General features: G+C 70.2%; 19 protein-coding genes. 13 read left to right on the top strand and 6 right to left on the bottom strand.

All coding sequences use genetic code 11. The annotated features are described in order from the left end of the window. Positions 1-39 precede the first annotated feature (39 nt). The 4 genes from AB0I72_RS00095 to AB0I72_RS00080 form a co-directional block, all read right to left on the bottom strand. Positions 40-1,077 (bottom strand): hypothetical protein, encoded by a 1,038-nt coding sequence (locus AB0I72_RS00095; protein WP_358560720.1) that lies wholly within the window; start codon positions 1,075-1,077, stop codon positions 40-42. Between the two features lie 70 nt (positions 1,078-1,147). Continuing rightward, entirely contained in the window at positions 1,148-1,750 is a 603-nt protein-coding gene (locus AB0I72_RS00090; RefSeq protein WP_358560717.1) for a DM13 domain-containing protein, read from the bottom strand. Between the two features lie 107 nt (positions 1,751-1,857). Next, positions 1,858-3,246: a PTS transporter subunit EIIC gene (locus AB0I72_RS00085; RefSeq protein WP_358560714.1), complete on the bottom strand. Its 1,389-nt coding sequence runs from the start codon at positions 3,244-3,246 to the stop codon at positions 1,858-1,860. 42 nt (positions 3,247-3,288) lie between these two features. Further along, positions 3,289-4,026, bottom strand: coding sequence for a GntR family transcriptional regulator (locus AB0I72_RS00080; RefSeq protein ID WP_358560711.1), 738 nt, complete (start codon positions 4,024-4,026; stop codon positions 3,289-3,291). Between the two features lie 196 nt (positions 4,027-4,222). Here AB0I72_RS00080 and AB0I72_RS00075 point away from each other — a divergent pair, with 196 nt between their 5' ends. The 6 genes from AB0I72_RS00075 to AB0I72_RS00050 all read left to right on the top strand — a co-directional run bounded on the left by AB0I72_RS00075 (position 4,223) and on the right by AB0I72_RS00050 (position 9,267). Further along, the gene (locus AB0I72_RS00075; RefSeq protein WP_358560708.1) at positions 4,223-5,266 is read left to right on the top strand and encodes an SIS domain-containing protein; all 1,044 of its coding nucleotides are present in this window, start codon (positions 4,223-4,225) and stop codon (positions 5,264-5,266) included. A 118-nt stretch (positions 5,267-5,384) separates the two neighbouring features. Beyond that, entirely contained in the window at positions 5,385-5,621 is a 237-nt protein-coding gene (locus AB0I72_RS00070) for a PTS glucose/sucrose transporter subunit IIB (RefSeq protein ID WP_358560705.1), read from the top strand. A 29-nt stretch (positions 5,622-5,650) separates the two neighbouring features. Further along, complete coding sequence (locus AB0I72_RS00065) at positions 5,651-6,130, top strand: PTS glucose transporter subunit IIA (RefSeq protein ID WP_358560702.1); 480 nt, start codon at positions 5,651-5,653, stop codon at positions 6,128-6,130. A gap of 124 nt (positions 6,131-6,254) precedes the next feature. After that, positions 6,255-7,940, top strand: coding sequence for a glycoside hydrolase family 3 N-terminal domain-containing protein (locus AB0I72_RS00060; RefSeq protein WP_358560699.1), 1,686 nt, complete (start codon positions 6,255-6,257; stop codon positions 7,938-7,940). Between the two features lie 125 nt (positions 7,941-8,065). Continuing rightward, positions 8,066-8,728, top strand: coding sequence for an HAD family phosphatase (locus AB0I72_RS00055; RefSeq protein WP_358562754.1), 663 nt, complete (start codon positions 8,066-8,068; stop codon positions 8,726-8,728). Positions 8,729-8,814: 86 nt separating this feature from the next. Continuing rightward, on the top strand, positions 8,815-9,267 hold the full coding sequence (locus tag AB0I72_RS00050; RefSeq protein ID WP_358562752.1) for a hypothetical protein: 453 nt from the start codon (positions 8,815-8,817) through the stop codon (positions 9,265-9,267). Positions 9,268-9,394: 127 nt separating this feature from the next. Here AB0I72_RS00050 and tgmC read toward each other — a convergent pair whose 3' ends face one another. Next, positions 9,395-10,570 (bottom strand): ATP-grasp peptide maturase system methyltransferase, encoded by a 1,176-nt coding sequence (tgmC, locus tag AB0I72_RS00045; RefSeq protein ID WP_358560696.1) that lies wholly within the window; start codon positions 10,568-10,570, stop codon positions 9,395-9,397. 329 nt (positions 10,571-10,899) lie between these two features. On the opposite strand from tgmC, the gene AB0I72_RS00040 reads away from it, so the two are divergent. Next, positions 10,900-12,000: an rRNA adenine N-6-methyltransferase family protein gene (locus tag AB0I72_RS00040; protein WP_358560694.1), complete on the top strand. Its 1,101-nt coding sequence runs from the start codon at positions 10,900-10,902 to the stop codon at positions 11,998-12,000. 145 nt (positions 12,001-12,145) lie between these two features. On the opposite strand, the gene AB0I72_RS00035 is transcribed toward AB0I72_RS00040, so the two are convergent. Then, positions 12,146-12,463, bottom strand: coding sequence for a hypothetical protein (locus AB0I72_RS00035; protein WP_358560692.1), 318 nt, complete (start codon positions 12,461-12,463; stop codon positions 12,146-12,148). A 176-nt stretch (positions 12,464-12,639) separates the two neighbouring features. Here AB0I72_RS00035 and AB0I72_RS00030 point away from each other — a divergent pair, with 176 nt between their 5' ends. From AB0I72_RS00030 to ftsE, 6 genes are all read left to right on the top strand, one after another. Beyond that, positions 12,640-13,497 carry a helix-turn-helix transcriptional regulator gene (locus tag AB0I72_RS00030; RefSeq protein WP_358562750.1) on the top strand — a complete coding sequence of 286 codons (858 nt, stop codon included), beginning with the start codon at positions 12,640-12,642 and terminating at the stop codon, positions 13,495-13,497. A 2-nt stretch (positions 13,498-13,499) separates the two neighbouring features. Continuing rightward, complete coding sequence (locus tag AB0I72_RS00025; RefSeq protein ID WP_358560689.1) at positions 13,500-13,751, top strand: DUF397 domain-containing protein; 252 nt, start codon at positions 13,500-13,502, stop codon at positions 13,749-13,751. A gap of 71 nt (positions 13,752-13,822) precedes the next feature. Continuing rightward, positions 13,823-14,518, top strand: a complete 696-nt coding sequence (locus AB0I72_RS00020; RefSeq protein WP_358560686.1) for a haloacid dehalogenase-like hydrolase — start codon at positions 13,823-13,825, stop codon at positions 14,516-14,518. A gap of 348 nt (positions 14,519-14,866) precedes the next feature. Next, positions 14,867-19,732 carry an NAD-glutamate dehydrogenase gene (locus tag AB0I72_RS00015; protein WP_358560684.1) on the top strand — a complete coding sequence of 1,622 codons (4,866 nt, stop codon included), beginning with the start codon at positions 14,867-14,869 and terminating at the stop codon, positions 19,730-19,732. 277 nt (positions 19,733-20,009) lie between these two features. Continuing rightward, on the top strand, positions 20,010-21,131 hold the full coding sequence (gene prfB / locus AB0I72_RS00010) for a peptide chain release factor 2 (protein ID WP_358560681.1): 1,122 nt from the start codon (positions 20,010-20,012) through the stop codon (positions 21,129-21,131). 376 nt (positions 21,132-21,507) lie between these two features. Beyond that, positions 21,508-22,138 (top strand): cell division ATP-binding protein FtsE (gene ftsE / locus AB0I72_RS00005; protein ID WP_358560678.1); only part of this gene is annotated, 631 nt, incomplete at its 3' end.

The raw sequence follows: 22,138 nt of genomic DNA, 5'->3' as shown, positions 1-22,138 counted from the left end.
CGGGGAGACCGGAGGCCCTCGGGGTGCGACCGCGGTGCCTCAGGTACGGAGGGGAACCTGATTCGCCAGGGGGATCCCCAACTTGCGTCGGGCACGGACGTACTCGTACTCCGCGCTCAACTCCCACTGGATCCACGCCGAGGACTCCGGGATGGTCCTCCCGGCCAGTCGCAGAACACGGGCCGCGAGCTCCGTCTCGCCCGCGAAGTAGAGCGCGGCGCCGAACTCGTGCGCGATCTCCTCCCTGCCGGGGTGGTCGTTGTCCCCGGACAGCCACAGGTCCGCGGCGCCGATGATCTCCGACCGCACCCCAGGGTCGGTGAGGTACTCCTTCCGCAGGGAGACGAGGTCGCCGACGGTCACCACGTCGTCCTCCCGTTCCCGCTGCAGCATCATGAACCGTTCCACGTGCGCCCGCGGCACCAGCTCCAGCAGCGGGTCGCCCGCACGGGCGTGGGCGGCGGCCTGCCGGGCGAAGGCGAACATCTCCTCGTGGGAGCCCTTCCACTTCTGGCACAGGACCTGGAGGCGGGATTGGTGGCTCGCGTGGTGCCAGGGATCGCGATCGATGATCCGCTCCCACAGGAAGTCGAGGTCCTCGCGGTGCATCCCCGCTCCCAGGCCGAACCACTGTAGACGGTTCAACGCGTCCGGTCGCTCCGGGGCCGCGTTGGTCGCGTGGACCAGGTGCTCGTAGGCCGGGGGGAGCATGGCGTGGAACTCGTCGAAGCGCTCCCTGCTCACGTCCTTGGCCCACGCGCCGGTCCGGACCTTCCACGCCGCGAAGATCCGCGTCGTTCCGGCCAGGAGGGCGAGATCGGGGTCATCGCTCCGCTTCAGGCCATCCTCGATCGTGTCCAGGAAGGGAACGCATTCCGTTCCCAGGACATCGACGCGCAGGGCGCGCAGGTTCGGGTCCAGGGTCTTGAGCAGCATGACCGCCGCGTCCGTGTCACCCGAGCGGACGGCGGGGAGCTTCGACGCCAGATCCTGGTCCCTCCACGCGCGTCCTAGGGTGACACCCGCCTTTCTGGCCACGCGTAGTTCGTGCTTATAGATGAGATTGCTGAGCACCATGGTGTATTTCTAGCGGATCCAGGGCGCATAGCGGCATCTACCGGTCATAGACCACGAAACGGTTCAGCGCCTACAACTCGACCGGGGCCGATCCGAAGGCGACCGAGAAGCGGTCGCACCAGATGACCACGCTGGTCATACCGGAGATGTCGGCGTCCGCCGGGATCTCGTAGTTGGCCGACCCGTGGGTGCCCCTCAGCTCGCCCAGGGCGACGTACCGGCCGTCGCGGTACTTGAACCAGTCGCCGCCCGCCTCCTGGTCCGTGATCCAGACGTGGAGGTCGGGGCCGTCGCTCGTGGCCAGGTCCTCCACGCGGACGTGGCGCGACCCGTCGGACAGCTCCAGGACGGTGACCGTGCCGGAGGTGTCGTGCTCCTGGGTCACGAACTCGCCCTCCGCCAGCACCACCGGCGCCGTCTCCTCTTCCTCCGCACCGGCTGACGCGCCGTCCTCCGCGCCGTCGCCCCCGTCGTCGGCCCGGCCCTCGCCGTCGGAGTCGCTCGGCGCCGCGACCGCGACCGGCGGCGGCTCCTCGACCGTGCGCGTGGTGAACAACCGCCAGGGCTGGAAGGCCCACAGGCCGGTCGCGACCAGGACCAGGACGAGACCGGCGACCGGCCACACCACCAGGGGACGGCGCCACCACGCCGCCTTCGGAGTCCGCGTGTTCATCGCTCCGCCTTTCCAGAAGGTTCGTTACCTCCCGCATTCGGAGCGGACGGCGGTGAGGAGACCCGACTTCGCCGAATTCCTCACCGCCGGACCCCACCGTGGGCGGCTCAGCCGGTGCGGTCGCCCTTCTCCTCGCCGCCGCCCCCGGCCGCACCGGGTGCCGAGGCACCGGCGTCGGCCTTGCCGGTCGCGTCGTCCTCCGCGGGCTCACGGCCCGGCGTGGGCAGGTTCATCTTCCGGATGAGGAAGGTGAACACGAAGTAGTAGAGGAAGAAGTAGCCGACCCCCAACGCGAGGATCCACAGCAGCCCGGTCGTGTTCGACTTCGTCGCGTTGATGAGCAGGTCGATCGCTCCCGCCGAGAAGCCGAAGCCCAGGTGCGCGTCCAGGGCGCTGAGGACCGCCATCGAGATGCCCGTCAGCACGATGTGCACGGCGAACAGCACCGGGGCGACGAAGATGAACGCGTACTCGATCGGCTCGGTGATACCCGTGACGAACGCCGTGAGCGCCGCCGCCACCATGAGGCTGCCGATCTCCTTGCGCTGGGTCGGGTGCGCGCAGCGCCAGATCGCCAGCGCCGCGCCCGGCAGACCGAACATCAGCACGGGGAAGAAGCCGGACAGGAAGCCGCCGGCCGTCGGGTCGCCGGCCAGGTAGCGGTTGATCTCGCCCAGGAACACGTCGCCCGACTCCGGGTCGGTGTACTCGCCGAACACGAACCACACGACCGAGTTGACGATGTGGTGCAGGCCGAGCGGCAGCAGCAGGCGGTTGACCACGCCGTAGACGCCCGCGCCGACCGAGCCCATCCCGATGATCCACGTGCCGAAGTCGTTGATCCACCCGCCGACCGTCGGCCAGACCAGACCGAAGACCACGGCGATCAGGGTGGCGACGCCCGCCATGAGGATGGGCACGAAGCGGCGCCCGCCGAAGAAGCCCAGCCAGGTGGGCAGCTTGATCCGGTGGTAGCGCTGCCACAGCAGCGCCGTGACGATGCCGATGACGATGCCGCCGAGCACGTCGCTCGGGTTCTTCACACCCCAGTTGACCACGGCCTCGCCCGCGGCGCCGAAGCTGACGCGCTCGCCGATCTCGCCGCCCTGCTCGAAGAAGAGCAGCTTGGACACCCGGTCGAAGACCAGGTAGCCGACCAGGGCCGCCAGCGCGGTCGACCCGTCCGCGCGCTTGGCGAAGCCGATGGCCACGCCGACCGCGAAGAGCAGCGGCATCGCCTGGAACAGCGAGTCGCCGGCGGCGCCGACCACGCCGGAGACCGTCGCCATCCAGCCCATCCCGGGCCAGCTCGCGACACCGTCGGCGCCCAGGAGGTCGGGCTGGCCCAGGCGCAGGAGCAGGGCGGCCGCGGGCAGGACCGCGATCGGCATCATCATGCTGCGGCCGAGGCGCTGCAGCACCGCCAGGGTCGTGGAGGACCGCTTGTCGGTCGCCGTGTTCTTCGCTGACGTGGTGGGGGATTTGTCCGGACTCATGGGGGGCCTTCCACGGATGTGCGCCGCGTGGGCGCAACGGAATCAGTCTCCGTGCCGCCGGGGGTCCAGCCTGGAGTGCAGCTGGTAGCGGTCGGCGCGGTAGGTGGACAGCGCCAACTCGACGCACTGTCCCTTCGCGAAGCTCCGGCGCTGCATCACCAGCACCGGGCTGCCGGCGGGCAGGCCGAGCAGGCGGGAGTCCGCGGAGTCGCAGATGCCCGCCTCGATCGTCTGCTCACCGGAGTCCAGGAGGATGTCGTACTCGTTCTCCAGCACCTCGTACAGGGAGCGCTCGGCCAGGTCGAAGTCCTCCAGCCCCGGCACCATCGTCGCCGGGATGTTGGAGCGCTCCACCGCCATGGGCTCGTCGTCGGCGGTGCGCATCCGCTCGATGTGGTGGACCAGGGTGCCGGGCGCGATGTCGAGCATGCGCGCGGTGTGCCCGCTGGCCGGGATGACCTGGCGGATCAGCTCCCGGGCGCCGGGCTCGTAGCCGCGGGCGCGCATGTCCTCGCTGAAGGAGGCCAGGACGAGGGACATCTCGATCTTGGGGCGGGCGATGAAGGTGCCCTTGCCCGGGACGCGGTACAGGCGCCCCTCGGACACCAGCAGGTCGATGGTCTGCCGCACGGTCATGCGGGACAGCTGGTAGGTGGCGCTCAGTTCGCGCTCGGAGGGGATCATGTCGTCCACGCCCAGCCCGGCCTCCGTGATCCAGTCCAGGAGCAGGTCGCGGAGCTGACTGTACTTCGGGAGCGGGTTGCTGGGGTCGATCGGCATGGGCGGACGGCCTTCTCGTTCGGCGGGTGGTCGGCGTACGACTCTAACGCCACGGGCCCCGGTGGGCCGGGGCGGCGGGACCGCCCCGACTCCGGGAGGATAGGGATGAGACTGGTATAGTCCGGACTAGACCACAGCTCCGTCCGCGTGTCAACACATTCCACACGGGGCGGCCCGAACCCCAGGGAAGGTGTCCATGCCCACCACCACGAGCGTCATGCGCTCCGAGATCGCCGAACAGCCCGAGGCCCTGCGCCGCACCTTCGCGGAGCTGCTCCCGCTGCGCCCGGAGATCGAGGCTCTGGGCCGCACCACCAAGCAGGTGCTGTTCATCGCGCGCGGTTCCTCCGACAACGCCGCGGTCTACGGCGGTTATCTGCTCCAGGCCCACACCGGCCGCCTGGCCACCCTGGGCTCGCCCTCCATCGCCACCACCTACGGCGCCAAGGTCGACCTGTCCGGCGTCCTGGCCGTCGCCATCTCCCAGTCGGGCAAGACCGAGGAGATCGTCGAGACCATGCGCTGGGCCGCCGACTGCGGCGCCCGCACCGTCGGCGTCACCAACGGCGCCGACTCCCCGCTGGCCGCCGAGGCCGACGTCGCCCTGGTCACCCAGGCCGGGAACGAGGTCGCGGTGCCCGCCACCAAGACCTACAACACCCAGCTCGCCGCCCTCGCCGTCCTCGCCCTGGGCCTGGGCGCGAACCTCGACGCGGGCGACCTGGAGCGCGTGGCGGACGGCATCGAGCAGACCCTCGCCGCGCCCACCGACGCCGTCGAGGAGATCGTCGAGCGCATGGTCGCCGTCCAGGGCGCGGTCATCTCCGGCCGCGGCATGGCCTTCTCCACCGCGCTGGAGGCCGCGCTCAAGCTCAAGGAGGCCTGCTACCTCCACGCCATGGGGCTGTCCTACGCCGACCTGCTGCACGGCCCCATCGCCGTCGTCGACCCGCGCACCCCCGCGCTGCTCGTCGCCGCCCCCACCGGCCCCACCCTCCAGGGCACGGTCGCCCTCGCCGAACGCGTCCGCTCCGCCGGCGCCCCGGTCTTCGGCTTCGGCGGCGGTGACGCCCTCGCCGCCGCCAGCGACCTGTCCGTCCCCGTTCCGGACGTGCCCGAGTGGGTCTCGCCGATGAACCTCATCGTCCCGGCCCAGCTGCTCACCGAGCACCTCGCCCGCCGCCTCGGCTACAACCCGGACGTCCCGCGCGGCCTCAACAAGGTCACCCAGACCTCCTGATCCCGGCTCCGGTCCAGACCGGATCCCGCCCAAGCCTGGTGCGGCGGGGTCCGGGGCCGTAGGCTCGCGTCAACCCTCAGGAACCCACTCCTGTGAGCGCACACGTTACGGAGGATTCATGGCGGACAAGGCGGCCGCGATCGTGGCCGGGCTCGGCGGCGCGGACAACATCGAGGACATCGAGGGCTGCATCACCCGGCTGCGCACCGAGGTCAACGACGCCAGCCTGGTGGACGAGGCCGCGCTGAAGGCCGCGGGCGCCATCGGCGTCCTCGCCGCGGGCACGGTCGTCCAGGTGGTCGTGGGACCGGAGGCCGAGTCACTCGCCGACGACATCCAGGACCTGCTCGACTGACCACCCACCCGAGGAAGGTTGCCCCCCGCATGTCGAATCACGCACTGCGCGTCCTGGCCCCCGTGCCGGGCACGGCCCGCCCCCTGGACTCGGTCCCCGACCCGGTCTTCTCCCAGAGCATGGTCGGCCCCGGCGTCGCCGTCCACCCCGAGACGGGGACGGAGGGCGCGGACGACCCCCAGGAGGCGCGCTCGCCCATCGACGGAACCGTGGTGAAGCTGCACCCCCACGCGTACGTGGTGATGTCCCCCGACGGCGTCCGGGGCGTCCTCGTCCACCTGGGCATCGACACCGTGGAGCTCGCGGGGGAGGGGTTCGCCCTCCTCGTCGACCAGGGCGCCGAGGTCAGCGCGGGCACCCCCGTGGTGCGCTGGTCCCCCGGACGGGTGGCCGCCCTGGGCAGGTCCCCGGCCGTGCCCGTCGTCGCCCTGGACGCCGCCCCCGACGCGCTCACCGGGCCCGCCGACGGCGCGGTGGGCCACGGCGACCCCCTCTTCACCTGGGGCTGATCCCCGCGCCGCCCGGACGGAGCCGGTACCCATCCCGGCTCCTCCCGGCGCGGCCGGGGCCCAGCACCTCCGCTGACGGGGTAGTCTCCGGCGAGCCCAGATGATCTCCGGAGAACGGCCCGCCATGAGACTGTCGCACCTGCTGGCCCCGGTCTGCGTGTGCCTGGCCCTGATCGCGTCCGCCTGCACCACGGAGGAGGTGGGTTCGTCGCCCCAGGCCGATGAACCGCGGCCCAGCCCCAGCCCGAGCCCCGAGCCCTTCGAGCCGGTCCTCGCGCCGCGCGTGCTGGAGGAGATGACGCTCGACGACAAGATCGGCCAGCTCCTCGTCCTGACCGCCCAGGGCACCACCGCCGCCGAGAACGCCGCCCAGATCGAGGCGTACCGCCCCGGCGGCGTCATCTACTTCGACCGCAACCTGGCCGACGCGCCCCAGATCGCCGCGATGTCCGCCGGGCTCCAGGAACTGGCCGCCGCCCAGGGACCGGGCACGCCGCTGTTCGTCGGCGTCGACCAGGAGCAGGGCAAAGTCGCCCGCCTGCCCGTGGGCACGCGCTTCCCCGACGCGATGGCCGTCGGCGCCACCGGCGATCCCGCGATGGCCGAGCTGCTCGCGTCGACCACCGCCGCCGAGCTCACCGCGCTCGGGATCAACCTCGACTACGCGCCCGTCGCCGACGTCAACACCAACCCCGACAACCCGGTCATCGGCGTCCGCTCCTTCGGCGCCGACCCCGACCTGGTCGCCGAGATGGCCGTCGCGGAGGCCGAGGCCTACGCCGAGGCCGGGGTGGTCCCGGTCGTCAAGCACTTCCCCGGACACGGCGACACCGACGTGGACAGCCACACCGGGCTGCCCGTCATCGACCTGCCCCGCGACCGGTGGGAGGCCGAGCACCTGCCGCCGTTCCGCGCCGCCGTCGACGCCGGGGTGGACGCCGTCATGACCGCCCACGTCCTCATGCCGGGGCTCGACGCCTCCGAGGACCCCCAGCCCGCCACGCTCTCCCCGGCCCTCATCGACGGTGTCCTCCGCGACGAGCTGGGCTTCGACGGCGTCGTCACCACCGACGCCCTCAACATGGAGGGCGTGCGCCAGACCCACTCCGACGGGGAGATCGCCGTCCGCGCCGTCGAGGCCGGGGTCGACCAGCTGCTCATGCCGCCCGACCCGGCCGCCGCGGTCGCCGCCCTGCGCGCGGCGGTCGAGGAGGGCCGTCTCACCGAGGAGCGCGTCGACGCGTCCGTCCTGCGCGTGCTCGCCCTCAAGGAGAAGCGCGGCATCCTCACCGAGGACCCGCCCGCACCCGCCGACCCCGAGGCCGCAGAGGCGGCCGTGACCGATCCCGCGCACGCCGAGGCCGCCCAGCGCGTCGCCGACGCGTCGGCGACCCTCGTCCGGGACGAGGACGGGCTCCTCCCCCTGGCCGAGGGCACCACCGTGAGCGTGCGCGGCGAGGGGGCCGACCGCATCGCCTCCGGCCTGCTCGACGCGGGGTTCAGCGTGGTCGAGACCGGCGCCGACGTCGTGGTCGTCGGCACCGACGGCGCCCGGGGGTCGGCGGTGCAGCGCACCCCGGTCGAGTTCGCGCTCGCGCAGGGGACGCCGGTCATCGTGGTCGCCCAGGGCGGTCCGTACGACCTGGAGGCGTTCCCCGAGGTCGGCACGTACCTGGCGGTCTACTCGTCGGTGGACGTGTCCCGGACCGCTGCCGCGCGCGTGATCGCGGGCGAGGTGGAGCCCTCCGGGACCCTTCCCGTGGACATCCCCGGTGCCGGAGTGGAGGCGGGAACGGGACTCGGCTACTGACCACCCAGCCCCCTGGGTGGTTGAAACGTGTGCGAAACGGGAAGAACCGTTCCCCGCCCGGCACTCGGGCTCCCTCCGAGCACCGGTCGGACCACGTCCGCGACACGGATGGAGGGGATCGGATGATGGACAGCGCACGCCGAGGTGTCATCTCGGACTGGGGCGGAGTGCTCACCACGCCGCTGCTCGACGCCATCAGCGCCTGGCTCGACGACGAGCGCATCGACGGCGCCCACTACCAGCGGGTCATGCGGCCCTACTTCGACGGCAGCCTGGACGGGAACAACCCGGTCCACGCGCTGGAGCGCGGTGAGATCGACACCGCGACGTTCGAGCGCGACCTGGCCGCCCTGCTCAGGCTCAGCGACGGCGGCACGGTGGCCGCCGAGGGCCTGATCCACCGCATGTTCGCCCGCTTCGACCCCGTGCACGAGATGTACGAGACGCTGCGCGCCCTGCGGCGGTCCGGCGTCGGCACCGCCCTGCTGTCCAACTCCTGGGGCAACGGGTACCCCCGTGAGCACTTCGAGACCGCCTTCGACGAGGTCGTCATCTCCGGCGAGGTCGGGATGCGCAAGCCCGAACCCCGGATCTACCTGCACACCTGCGAACTCCTCGGCCTGCGCCCGCGGGACTGCGTGTTCATCGACGACCTGGAGCACAACGTCCGCACCGCCGAGGAACTCGGCATGACCGGTCTCCTGCACACCGACGCGGCGACCACCCGTCGCGAACTGGCCCGCCTCCTGTCCGTCGACGTCGACGCCGAGGACTCCAGAGCGGCCTGACCGGGTGGCGTGCGGCGGGGCGGTGGCGCGTCCACCGGCCGTTCCTTGGCAGACTCATGGGGACCGCACACCATTCCGGAGAGCCGATGTACGTCTTCCTGCCCAGCACCGTCCCCGCCCTCGCGAAGGTCCTTGAGGAGGGGCGGGTGGACGGAGCGCCGCTGACCGCCTTCGCGGCCGACCCCGACTCCGGGGTCGACGCGGAGGAGGCCGAGTACGACGCCATGTACGCCGCCGCCGACGAGTCGCTGACCCTGCTGGCCGCCGACCCCGCCGCCCCCCGCCGCCGGGTGGTGCTGGCCGCGACCATGCCCGACCACGTGGTCGAGCGGGTGGGCGCGGCGGGCCCGGGCGTGCTCCGCGTGCGGGTCACCGGGCCGGTCCCCTACAAGAAGCTGGCCTCCGCGCACGTGGACGACGCCGGGGCGGCGGACGACGTCGCCGAGGCGGCGGCCGACCCGGCCTCCGACGCCGCCGAGGAGCACGAGCTCATGTGGTTCGCCGTCCAGGAGCTGCGCTACCTCGTCGGGGAGGCCTGAGCGGTATCCGGACACCGGGGAAGGCCGCCAACGCCCGGATATCCGTCGCTGGCGTGCACCTTGACCAGGGCAGCGGCCGAGGCGTCCAGATCCCTGTCGGCCCGGACCCGGATACTCGCGTTCTCCGTCATACCCAGTCCTCGATGTGCCAGGTCAACGCGCCCTTACCCACGGTCACAGTGAGCTTCGAGGTGTCGGCGTGCACTCCGAACTCCGTCAGCCCCGGTGATCCCAACCCCTGCCACTGGTCGACCGCCTTCTCCACCGCTCCCCACAACCGGTTCGGCCCGGCTTCATAGACCGTGAAACCGCCGTCGACGGGGACCAGAGCCGCCACCGACTCGCTGGCGAGGTCGACGAGGTAGTCGATCGTCCGCCCCTCGGAGTCAGCCATGCGCAGTCTCTGCGCGGTCGGTGCCACGCACTGGGCCACGAACCGTTCCACCCATCCGTCGAACACCTGCGGGCCGAACCGCGCCGGTCGGCCTTCCTCCTGCTCCGTCACCGCCGTCAGCCACCTGGGTATGTGCCGGACGGACTGGGGCGCGTGCGCGCGAGCAGGCATGAACGACACCGTTCCAGGCAGGAACCGGCCTTCGGCGGTTCCGTGTTCGGAGACCGTCAGCCGGGCGAGCCCGAACCCGAAGAGGCCGCCGGTGAGGGTGGCCAGGATCGTTCCCCCCGGCCTGACCTGTTGCAACCACGCCCGAGGGACGGTCCGGACCGAGCACGTGGCGATCAAGCGGTCATAGGGCGCGCCAGACGGGTGCCCGTCGAGCCCGTCCCCGATGACGAGGGTGGGCGCGTGACCGGCGCTGTGCAGGGCCCGGGCCGCACGCCCGCCCACCTGTGGATCGACTTCGACCGAGACCACACGCGCGTCGGTCAGACGTTCGCACAGCAGCGCGGTGGAGTACCCGGTTCCGGTGCCGATCTCCAGGACGCGGTCGCCATCACGCACGCTCAGGTCTTCCAGCATCCGCACGACCAGGCCGGGCAGGGTCGAGGAGGAGGTCGGGGCGCCCGTGACAGGACCGGGTGCGGGGTGGTCGTCTCCGTTGATCTGTGTGACCAGGGTGGTGTTGGCGTACACCATCGTCAACCACCGCTGAGGCGCGACGGATGCGCGCGTGATCGGCTCCCACCGGCCAGCGGTGTCCGCGGGCGTGTAGAAGCGGTCGCCGACGAACACCTCTCGTGGGACGTTCGCCACCGCCGCCCGCCAGGCGGGCGTGCGCAGGTCGCCGTCCCGCGTCAGGGTCTGGGCCAACTCCTCGCGCAGGCGCTCGGTTCCTTCCCGCATGGGCTCACCGTACGCGACTGATGCGATCCATTCCGTTGACTGACGTCATCCATTGCCGTTCAACTGGTGTGAGCGAGCAGGATCTGCCGTCCGCCTCGGGTTCCCCTGGCTTCACCGCGACCACGTGCGCAGCACACGGGTCGCGCCCCGAGAGGACGGCGTCCACCGACGACCTGAGTTGGAGCACCCCCCATGGCCGAGGTCGACTGTGCCGCATGCGGCGGAACCGGAAGCTTCGTCCTCACCTCGGACGGGCAGAAGGGGGGTTGGGGAAAAGACAAGGAAGTCCGCACCTGCCAGCGGCGCGACGGTACCGGGAAGGTACAGAAATGACGGACATCGGCCGGATGCACGTCGAGCTCACGGGCCGACTCGACACCACCGACGCCATCCGCGCCGCGTTCGCCGATCACCCACGGCACCACTACATCCCGGACCTGGTCTGGCCGGATCCGCAGGGGCTGCCCCTCATCCGCACCGCGAACCCGCAGCGGTGGGCCTCCTACGTGTACGACGACGATTCGGTGGTCACCCAGGCCAACGACGGCGGCAGCGGACTGGTCAACACGCCGAGCTCTTCCTCGTCGGCCCCGCAGCTCATGGCGGACATGATCGAGGCCGCCGGGGTCGAACCCGGTATGCGGGTGCTGGAGATCGGAACCGGGACCGGGTGGAACGCCGCCATCCTGGCTTCCCTGGTCGGCCCGACCGGGCACGTCACCTCGTTGGAGATCGACCCCGACGTCGCCGCGCACGCCCGCGATCGCCTCTCGGGAAGCGGTGTGCGTGTGGTACCCGGCATCGAGGTGCCCGACGATGTCGTCTACGACGCCGTGATCGCCACCTGTGCCGTCAGCAGGGTTCCCCCCGCGTGGATCGAGCAGGCGAGGCCGGAAGCGTCGCTCATCGTGCCCTGGGGGCCCTACTCCGGCTCCCACGCCAGTCCCGTCGCCGCCCTCCGCAAGACCGGGCCGAAGAGCGCCGCGGGGCCGTTCGTGTGCGAGGCGTACTTCATGCGAGACCGAACCCAGCGCGTTCCGGTGGGGGAGTTTCCCGGGATGGGCCGCGAGTCGGAGACGACCCGGGTCGTGCCGTTCACCCCGGAGGACCTGGTCACGGACGACCGTCTGGTCAGGTTCCTGCTCATGCTCCCCGGTGTGCGCATCGGCACGGGAGTGCGTCCCTTCAACGGGGACCGTGGGCGGATCGTGTACCTGGGAGCCCCGGACTCCTCCTGGGCGTACCTGTGGCCCGACGGCTCGGTTCACGGCGGAGGTCCCACGCCCCTGGCGGAGCGTCTGCGCGAGACACACGCACTCCTGGCGGGGGAGGGCTGGCCCGAGCTGGACGAATTCTCGCTGGCGGTCGACACGTCGGGCGAGGAGTGCCGAGTGCGGACGCGCTTCGGCACCTGGGAACACCGCGTGTAGACGGCCGCTCATCCGCTGAGCCCCCGCCGGGATCCTTCCCGGCGGGGGCTCACCGGTTGCCTGAGTCGGGCAGTGTCCCGTGGCCGTGCGTTTGGGCGGCGCCACCGGATGAGGGTGGCGTCGCCCAACGGCACGGATGCCGGATTCAGGTGACGCGGTAGCTCACCCGCCTGGAGTCGATGAGCGTCGCGCCTTCGGGCAGGTCCGTGCCGTCGTCGTCCTCGCGGAGGATGCGCAGCCAGACGCCGCTGTCGTCGGCGTAGGGGTCCAGCTTCTCCAGGAACTCCCACAGGCTGTGCGGGAGGGGCATGCAGGAACACGCGCAGGTGCGGGTGTTGTAGGTGGGCGTGAGGGGAGAGATGCGGCCCGCGAGGGAGATGCCGTCGTCGTCGGGCTCACCTCCCCGGATCACCTGGACCACTTCGGTGTACAGGTCGGCGCTGGACACGGTCGTTGACGCCATGGAGTCAACTCCTAACGCAGAGGAGGTGCCACCCGGTAGGGGTGTGCGACTGAGTCCAGTATGATTGAGTCCGAACTCAATAACAAGTGGATTCATGTGTTCGAGCTAAAAAATCTCGATCATGGTGTAGGCCACTACGATGCTGAGCACAGACTCTGCGTGGAATGGGGTTTTCCGTGACTGGTGGGCACTCGCCCGGTGTGCGGCGGCGTCGGCTGTCGGCCGCTCTCAAGCGCCTTCGCGGTGACAGTGGGATGTCCGCCGCTGAGGTGGCCAAGCGGCTGGGCTGGTCCTCCGCGACCAAGGTGACACGGGCTGAGCGCAACGAGTGGAAGTTCCCCAAGCGCACGGACGTGGAGGCCCTGCTGGACCTCTACGAGGTGGAGGGGGAGGAACGGGAGCACCTTCTCAGTCTGACCGAGGAAGCACGCGGGCGCAGCGATTGGCACCAATACGCTGACCTTTTCCCTGGCTCACTGCCTGACCTGGAGGCTGAGGCTGTCCGAATCCGCTCGTATGAGTCCCTTCTGATCCCTGGCCTCCTCCAAACTCCGGAATACGCAGCGGCTGTGTTCGAGGCCAGTCAGGTTGTGCCCGCTGACACGATCCAGCGCAAGGTGGCATCTCGGATGGCTCGACGTGCTGTGCTGGACAGCCCCAATGGGCCCACGTTCATTGCTGTCATAGATGAGGCAGCGTTGCGGCGTGTGGTTGGGTCCCACATCGTGATGGCTGAGCAGCTGCGATTCCTGGCCGGGATGGCGGCGCATTACAAGGTGACGGTCCTGGTCCTTCCGAATGAGGCCGGAGCCCATACGGCGATGGATGGAGCCTTCGCGCTGTTTGACTTCCCAAGCCCCGAGCCGGGGATCGTCAGTATCTCCACAGGTGTGGAGTCCTTGTACGTGGAGGATGGCGAGTACGTGGACCGGCATACGCTGATCTTCGACGGTGTCCACAACCTGGCGCTAGACCCACGGAAGTCCTTGGACCTCATCGTTTCCATCGCCGCCGAGCATGACAAGCGAGCCTGACCATGTTGCTGGAGTTCTACAAGTCTTCTCACTCTTCCGCGCAGGAGAACTGCGTGGAGGTCGCCCAGGTGTCCCCGGCGTTCCGTAAGTCCTCCTACTCGACCAGCCACGAGAACTGCGTCGAGGTCGCCGACCTGCCCACCGGCGCGGCCATCCGCGACTCCAAGCACCCCGAGCTGGGCTTCCTCCCCCTCGGGGCCGCCGAGTGGGTCTCCCTCGCCCGACTGGTAGCGGCGGAGGCCCCGCGCGCCTGAACCACCCATACGGCAAGATAGGTGCGTCCCTCGTCCCCGACACCCCCGAGGAGCCCGCCATCAGCCGCCTGGTGCTATGGAACGTCGATCTCACGCTCCTCGACGCGGGGCGCGTGACGCGGGCCGCCTACGCCGACGCCTTCGAGCGGGTCACCGGCGACCCCCTCGTCTACCTGACCTCCGCCGAGGGGCGCACGGACTCGGAGATGTTCTTCGAGTTCTGCGCCCGCAACGACACCGACGTCGAGCCCGACACCGACTCCCTGGAGCGGTTCCTGGCCGCCCTGGAGGACGCCTTCGCCCAGCGCGTGGACGAACTCCCCGCCAAGGGCCGCCTCATGCCCGGCGCGGTGGCCTCGCTCGCGGCGGTCGGCGGCCTGCCCGACACCGTCCAGACCGTGGTCAGCGGCAGCACCCGCGCGACCGCCACGGCCAAGCTCCGGGCGTTCGGCCTGGACGCCTACCTCGACCTGTCGATCGGCGGCTTCGGGTCGGTCAACTACCCCAAGTCCAGCCTCATCCAGTCGATCCGCCTGCACGCGGCGGGCGAGGGCGGCCACACCTACACGGAGAAGGAGACCGTGCTGATCACCGGCTCCGTCCCCGACATCCGCGCGGCCGTGATCGGCGGCGCGGTCCCCATCGCGGTGCTCACCGGATCGACCACCGAGGGACGGTTGCGCGAGGCGGGGGCGACAGCGGTCCTGGAGGACCTGACCGACCCGCGCGCGGTGATGACCGCCGTCCACGAGGCGACGGCGCCCTGACACCCCCTCGCACCCGTGCGCCCGGCAGGGGTGTTCACCGGGGGAGGGACGGACAGCCGCAATCCATTCCTAACAGTATGTAACCACCGCGTAACGGTGTTGGTCCTGTTCTCTGCGGCGAAAACCAGTAGCCTGGTCTGCGGGTGGGGACGGAACAACGGCGTTCCGACACCTCGCCGACCTTCAGCCTGTGCGCACAGGCCCACGCCCAACCACCATCCCCGTGCCTCCCTCACGGCCGAGAGGGTTCACGGAAACTCACAACCCAGCACGGAAGTTCACAGGTCACATGACCGGGTGTCCTCCGAAGCTCGTGCGACGTTGCTCACAAAGGAGTGAGAGAGCCATATGTCCGGGCAATCCGACGTCATCCTCCAGAAGCTGCTCAGTGACGCGGCGACCCGGTGGTCCCCAGGACCCCGGGTGAGTCGTGAGGAAGCCGACGCCGTCCGCCGATTCCTCCCCCTCTACTTCCGCCACACGGACCCCGAGGAGATCGCCGGGCGCAGCCCCGACCAGATCTGCGGCATCGCCCGTGCCCACCGCGCGTTCGGCGCCGACCGCGTCCCCGGCCGCGCCAAGGTCCGCGTGTACACCCCCACCGTCGGGGAGCACGGCTGGGAGCAGCAGACCAGCATCCTGGAGATCGTCACCGACAACGCGCCCTTCCTCGTCTCGTCCGTCACCATGGCGCTGAACGAGCTCGGCGCGGGCGCGCGGCTGATCATCCACCCCCAGATGACCGTCGGCCGCGACATCGAGGGCGTCCTGCGCGAGATCGACCCGGAGATCGGCGGCGAGGGCCTGCTGCCCACCGACGAGTCGTGGATGCACATCGAGATCGACCGGCAGACCGACCCCGAGCGGATCAAGGAGATCACCACCCGGATCGAGAGCGTCCTGGGCGACGTCCGCTACGTGGACGAGGACGCCGCCAAGATGAGCGACCGGGTGATCCGCATCGCCGACGAGCTCGCCGCCTACCCCGACCGCCTCGTCGCGGGCGGCGTGGACCCCCGCGAGATCGGCGAGAGCGTCGACTTCCTGCGCTGGATGGCCAGCCGCCACTTCACCTTCATGGGGTACCGCGAGTACGACCTGGTCACCGACGAGAACGGCGACGACGCCCTCCGTCCCCAGCCCGGTTCCGGGCTCGGCATCCTGCGCATGGACGCCCCCGCGTCCACGAGCTTCGCCGCCCTGCCGCCGGAGATCCGCGCCAAGGCCCGTGAGCCCTACGTGCTGGTCCTGACCAAGGCCAACTCCCGCGCGACGGTCTTCCGTCCCAAGTACCTCGACTACATCGGCGTCAAGAAGTTCGACGCCCAGGGCCGCATCGTCGGCGAGCGGCGCTTCCTCGGCCTGTTCACGCCGCAGGCCAACACCGCGAGCATCACGCAGATCCCGATCATGCGCCGCAAGCAGGCCGAGGTCCTGGCGCTGGCCGGGTTCGAGGCCGACAGCTACGACGGCAAGGACCTCATCGAGCTGCTGGAGACCTTCCCGCGCGAGGAACTCCTCCAGATCCCGTCCAACGAGCTGTACAACATCGTCCGCGGGGTCCTGCGCCTGCGCGACCGGCGCGGCACCAAGCTGTTCATGCGCCGCGACCCCTACGGCGGCCGGTACATGTCCTGCTTCGTGTACATGCCGCGCGACGAGTACAGCACCCGGATGCGCCTGGACATCCAGAGCGCCCTCGGCGAGGCCTTCGAGGGCGCGACGATGGACCACAACGTCATGGTCGGCGCGGCCCCGCTCGCCCGCCTGTACCTGGTGGCGCGCGCCCAGCACGGACACACCCTGGCCGACATCGACCAGGTCGCCCTGGAGGAGCGCGTCCGCCTGGCCGCCCGCTCCTGGGACACCGACTTCGACCAGGCGCTCACCCAGAAGTTCGGCCCCACCAGGGCCACCGAGCTCAAGGACCGCTACGCCAGCGGCATGAACGAGGCCTACCGGGTCGACAACGCCCCGGAGATCGCGGCGGCCGACGTCGGCGAGCTGGAGGAGCTGCTCGCGCGGACCGACGCCGACCGGCGCGCGGGCGAGTTCGGCGCCAGCCTGTACCGCCCGGACCCGGACGTCGACGCGTGGCGCTTCCGCCTCTACCGGATCGGCGACCCGATCTCGCTGAGCCGCGTCCTGCCCGTCCTGGAGCACCTGGGCGTCGAGGTCGTCGACGAGTGGCCCTACGACATCACGGTCAAGGACGTCGGCCGGGTGTGGATCTACGACTTCGGCCTCGGCCCGATCCCCGCCTCCGACCTGGCCCCCGAACGCCTCAAGGAGCTGTTCGAGGACGCCTTCGACGCCTCCTGGCGCGACCTGTGCGAGTCCGACCGGTTCAACCGCCTCGTCGTGCGCGCGGGGCTGGACTGGCACCAGATCACCGTGCTGCGCGCCTACGCCAAGTACCAGCGCCAGACCGGGTCCACGTTCACGCCCGACTTCATCGCGGACGTGCTCGGCGCCAACGTCTCCATCGCCAACCTGCTGCTGGAGCTGTTCGAGGCCCGCTTCGACCCCGACCAGCCCGACGCCGGCCGCGACGAGCGCTCCGACGCCCTGGTCCGCAAGATCGAGGGCGAGCTGGAGGCGGTCGCCAGCCTGGACCACGACCGCATCCTGCGGGCCTACGCCGCGACCATCCGCGCCACCCTGCGCACCAACCACTACCAGGACCACCCGTACCTGGTGCTCAAGCTCAACCCGCAGGAGATCCCGGACCTGCCGCACCCGCGGCCCCGGTTCGAGATGTACGTGTACTCGCCCCGCGTCGAGGGCGTCCACCTGCGCTTCGGGTCGGTCGCGCGCGGCGGCCTGCGGTGGTCGGACCGCTTCGAGGACTTCCGCACCGAGATCCTCGGCCTGGTCAAGGCCCAGATGGTGAAGAACTCGGTGATCGTCCCCAGCGGCGCCAAGGGCGGCTTCGTCTGCAAGCGCCTGCCCGAGAACGGCACCCGCGACCAGGTGATGGCCGAGGTCGTCTCCTGCTACAAGCAGTTCATCAGCGGCCTGCTCGACGTCACGGACAACCTGGTCAACGGCGAGGTCATCCACCCCGAGCGCACGGTCCTGCACGACGGCGACGACTCCTACCTGGTGGTCGCCGCGGACAAGGGCACCGCGACCTTCTCCGACATCGCCAACGAGATCTCCCTGGGACGGGACTTCTGGCTCGGCGACGCCTTCGCCTCCGGCGGTTCGGTCGGCTACGACCACAAGGCGATGGGCATCACCGCGCGCGGCGCCTGGGAGTCGGTGGCCTACCACTTCCGCGAGATGGGCGTGAACGTCCAGGAGCAGCCGTTCACCGTCGTCGGCGTCGGCGACATGTCCGGTGACGTGTTCGGCAACGGGATGCTGCTGTCCAAGCAGATCAAGCTGGTGGCCGCCTTCGACCACCGCCACGTCTTCCTGGACCCCGACCCCGACCCGGCCGCGTCCTGGGCCGAGCGCAAGCGGATGTTCGAGCTGCCGCGCAGCACCTGGGAGGACTACACCCCCGACCTCATCTCCGAGGGCGGCGGCGTGTACCCCCGTTCGGCCAAGTCGGTGCCGCTGACCCCGCAGGTCAAGGCGGTCCTGGGGATCGACCCGGAGGTCCGGGCGGTCACGCCCGACGAGCTGATCCGGTACGTCCTGACCTCGCCCGTCGACCTGCTGTGGAACGGCGGCATCGGGACCTACGTCAAGGCGAGCACCGAGACGCACGCCGACGCGGGCGACAAGGCCAACGACCAGGTCCGCGTCAACGCCGACGAGCTGCGCGTGCAGGTGGTCGGCGAGGGCGGCAACCTGGGCCTGACCCAGCCCGCCCGGATCGAGTACGCCCGCGAGGGAGGTCGGATCAACACCGACTCCATCGACAACTCCGCCGGTGTGGACACCTCCGACCACGAGGTGAACATCAAGATCATGCTGGACCGCCAGGTGCGGGCGGGCGAGCTGACCAAGGACGACCGCGACCGGCTGTTCATCGACATGACCGACGAGGTCGCCTCGCTGGTCCTGGACAACAACTACGCGCAGAACACCGTGCTGGCCGCCGCGCGCAAGCAGACCACGGAGATGCTGCACGTCCACGGCCGGTACATGCGCCACATGGAGCGCGCCAAGCTCCTCAAGCGCAAGCTGGAGGACCTGCCCTCCGACAAGGTCATCGCGGAGCGGCGCGCGTCGGGCAAGGGGCTGACCAGCCCCGAGTTCGCGACGCTGCTGTCGTACACCAAGATCGACCTCAAGGAGCAGATCGGGGAGTCCGACCTGGCCGACGACCCCTACCTGGCCGACACCCTGACGGAGTACTTCCCGACGCCGCTGCGCTCGGAGCGTTTCGCGCGCGCCGTGGCCTCGCACCCGCTGCGCCGGGAGATCATCGTCAACCAGGTCGTCAACCAGCTGGTCAACCGCTCCGGGGTGACCTTCGCCTTCCGGCTGAACGAGGAGCTGGGCTCCAGCGCCGCCGACATCGCCCGCGCCTACCTGGTGGTCCAGAACGTCCTCCAGCTGCGCAAGTACTGGGGCGAGGTCGAGAAGCTGGAGAACGTGATCTCCGTGGACAGCCAGCTGGTCCTGCTGTTGGAGACCCGCAAGCTCGCCGAGCGCTCCGCCCGCTGGCTGCTGCGTCACCGCAGCTTCCCGTTCGACATCCGCAGCGAGATCGGCTACTTCGCCGAGGCCGTGGGCGAGGTGCTGCCGCGCCTGCCCGACCTGGTCCGGGGGCGTGACCGCGAGGCCTACGTCGAGCGCCGCGACCGGTACACGGCCCTGGGCGTGCCCGCCGAGCTGGCCGAGCAGGTGGCGGTCATGGTGCCCGCCTACTCCACGCTGGACCTGGTGGAGATCGCCCAGCGCACCGGCCGCCCGGTGGAGAAGGTCGCCGAGCTGTACTTCGAGCTGGCCGACCGGGTCAACCTCAGCTGGTGGCGCGAGCGGATCATCGACCTGCCGCGCGACGACCGGTGGGGGACGATGGCGCGGTCCTCGATGCGCGACGACCTGTACTCCGCGCACGCCGACCTCACCGCGCGCGTGCTGGAGTCGGCCGACACCGACTCCACCGCCGAGCTGCTCGGCACCTGGACCGAGCAGAACCGCGACCAGGTGGAGCGGGTCGGGATGACGCTGTCGGAGATCCAGGAGAGCGAGCGGTTCGACCTGGCCACGTTGTCGGTGGCCCTGCGCTCCATCCGCTCCCTGGTGGACTGACCGCCGCGTGAGCTCTGACGGGCCCCGTGTTCACGACGAACACGGGGCCCGTTGGGTACGCCGGGGCGACGCGCGACGGGGTGGTGTCCGCCGCATACGCCCAGGGCGTGTGCGGTGGACGCTGCCCGTCGCGAGCGGCGTATCCAGTGGTGAACTCGCAAGGCCGAAGAGGGAGTCAGCCCGGGTTGGCTGTCGACTGATGAGAACGCAGCGAGGGTGCCGCTGGGGCGACGCGCAGCAGGGTAGGTGTCCGCCGCATACGCCCTAGACTGGGTGCGTGGCAGAACTGGACCCAGCAGAGAAAATCAAGGAGCTCGCGGCGACCCTCGCGAGCGTCACCGCCGTGGTGGACGTCGACGCGATGCGGACCGAGATCGCCGAACTGCGTGAACAGTCCGCCGACCCCGAACTGTGGGCCGACCAGGAGAACGCGCAGAAGGTGACGCGGAGGCTCTCCAGCCTGGAGTCCACGGTCAACAAGCTCGGCTCGATCGGGCAGCGCCTGGACGACCTCGGTGTGCTCTACGAGCTGGCCGAGGCCGAGGACGACGCCGACACCCGCGCCGAGGCCGACCGCGAGCTGGAACAGCTGCGCAAGGAGATCGGCGAGCTGGAGGTGCGCACGCTCCTCAACGGCCCGCACGACGAGCGCGAGGCCCTCGTCACGATCAACTCCCAGGCCGGTGGCGTGGACGCCGCCGACTGGGCGCAGATGCTCCAGCGCATGTACCTGCGCTGGGCCGAGCGGCACGGCTACCCGACCGAGATCTTCGAGACCTCGTACGCGGAGGAGGCGGGCATCAAGTCCACGTCCTTCGCGGTCCGCGCGCCGTTCGCCTACGGGACCCTGCGCGGGGAGCACGGCACGCACCGCCTCGTGCGCATCTCGCCGTTCGACAACCAGAACCGGCGGCAGACCTCGTTCGCCGGGGTGGACGTCGTCCCGGTCGTGGAGCAGAGCGACCACATCGACATCGACGAGACCGAGCTGCGCGTGGACGTGTACCGGTCGAGCGGACCCGGCGGCCAGGGCGTCAACACGACCGACTCGGCGGTGCGGATCACCCACCTGCCGAGCGGCATCGTCGTCTCCTGCCAGAACGAGCGGTCCCAGCTCCAGAACAAGGCGACCGCGATGTCGATGCTCCAGGCCAAGCTGCTGGCGCGTAAGCGGGAGGAGGAGCAGGCCGCCCTGGACGAGATCCGCGGTGAGTCGACGAGCAGCTGGGGCACCCAGATGCGCAACTACGTCCTGCACCCCTACCAGAGCGTGAAGGACGTGCGGACCGGCGCGGAGACCGGCAACACCACCGGCGTCCTGGACGGCGACATCGACGACTTCATCGACGCGGAGATCCGCTGGATGCGCAGCCGGGAACGGAACGGCGAGTCGGGCTGATCCCGCGGGACGTCCCCGCCCGCGGGCGGGGACGCGGCGGATCCCCCCGCCCCCGTCCGTGCCGAGCGGTGCGGATGGGGCTCGGGTGCGGTACGGATCCCGGTGTGATCACCGTGATTCGTGTCCCAAAGGTGATGAGGGTGACTCCGCACTTTTACCGAAACAGCTATATATGAACGTTACCATCGGTTGACACCTCCGATATGCTCGGGGCGGTCGCACGGCGGGGCCACGATCTGGCGGGCGTGCCGGGATCTGGACAATCCGGGCCGCGCCCCCCAATACACTGTCGGTTGGCCATGCGGCCGGTACGATCCCGCGGGAAGACACGCTTCGACGCGGGTGCCCATACCTTCGAGACCCTTGTGATGCGCCTGTGATCCACTTCGACAACGTCACCAAGGTCTACCCGACCCAGAAGCGCCCCGCGCTCGACGGCGTTTCCATTGACGTAGACAAGGGCGAGTTCGTCTTCCTCGTCGGCCCCTCGGGCTCGGGTAAGTCGACCTTCCTCCGGCTCGTGCTGAAGGAGGAGAAGCCCGACAAGGGACGCGTGCACGTCGCCGGCAAGGACCTCGCGCGCCTGTCCAACTGGAAGGTGCCGCACCTGCGCCGTCGTATCGGCTGCGTCTTCCAGGACTTCCGCCTGCTGCCGAACAAGAACGTCTTCGAGAACGTCGCCTTCGCGCTGGAGGTCATCGGCAAGCCCCGGAGGTTCATCCGCAAGGTCGTGCCCGAGGTCGTCGAGCTCGTCGGACTGGAGGGCAAGGCCGGCCGCATGCCCGGTGAGCTCTCCGGTGGTGAGCAGCAGCGCGTGGCCATCGCCCGCGCGTTCGTCAACCGCCCGCAGATCCTGCTGGCCGACGAGCCCACCGGAAACATCGACCCCGCGACCTCGATCGGCATCATGAAGGTGCTCGACCGCATCAACCGCACGGGCACCACCGTGGTGATGGCGACGCACGACGCCGCCATCGTCGACTCGATGCGCAAGCGCGTCATCGAAC

Source organism: Nocardiopsis sp. NPDC049922 (assembly GCF_040660275.1).
In the GTDB taxonomy this organism is placed as follows: domain Bacteria; phylum Actinomycetota; class Actinomycetes; order Streptosporangiales; family Streptosporangiaceae; genus Nocardiopsis.
This window is presented reverse-complemented; position numbering and strand designations above follow the sequence as displayed.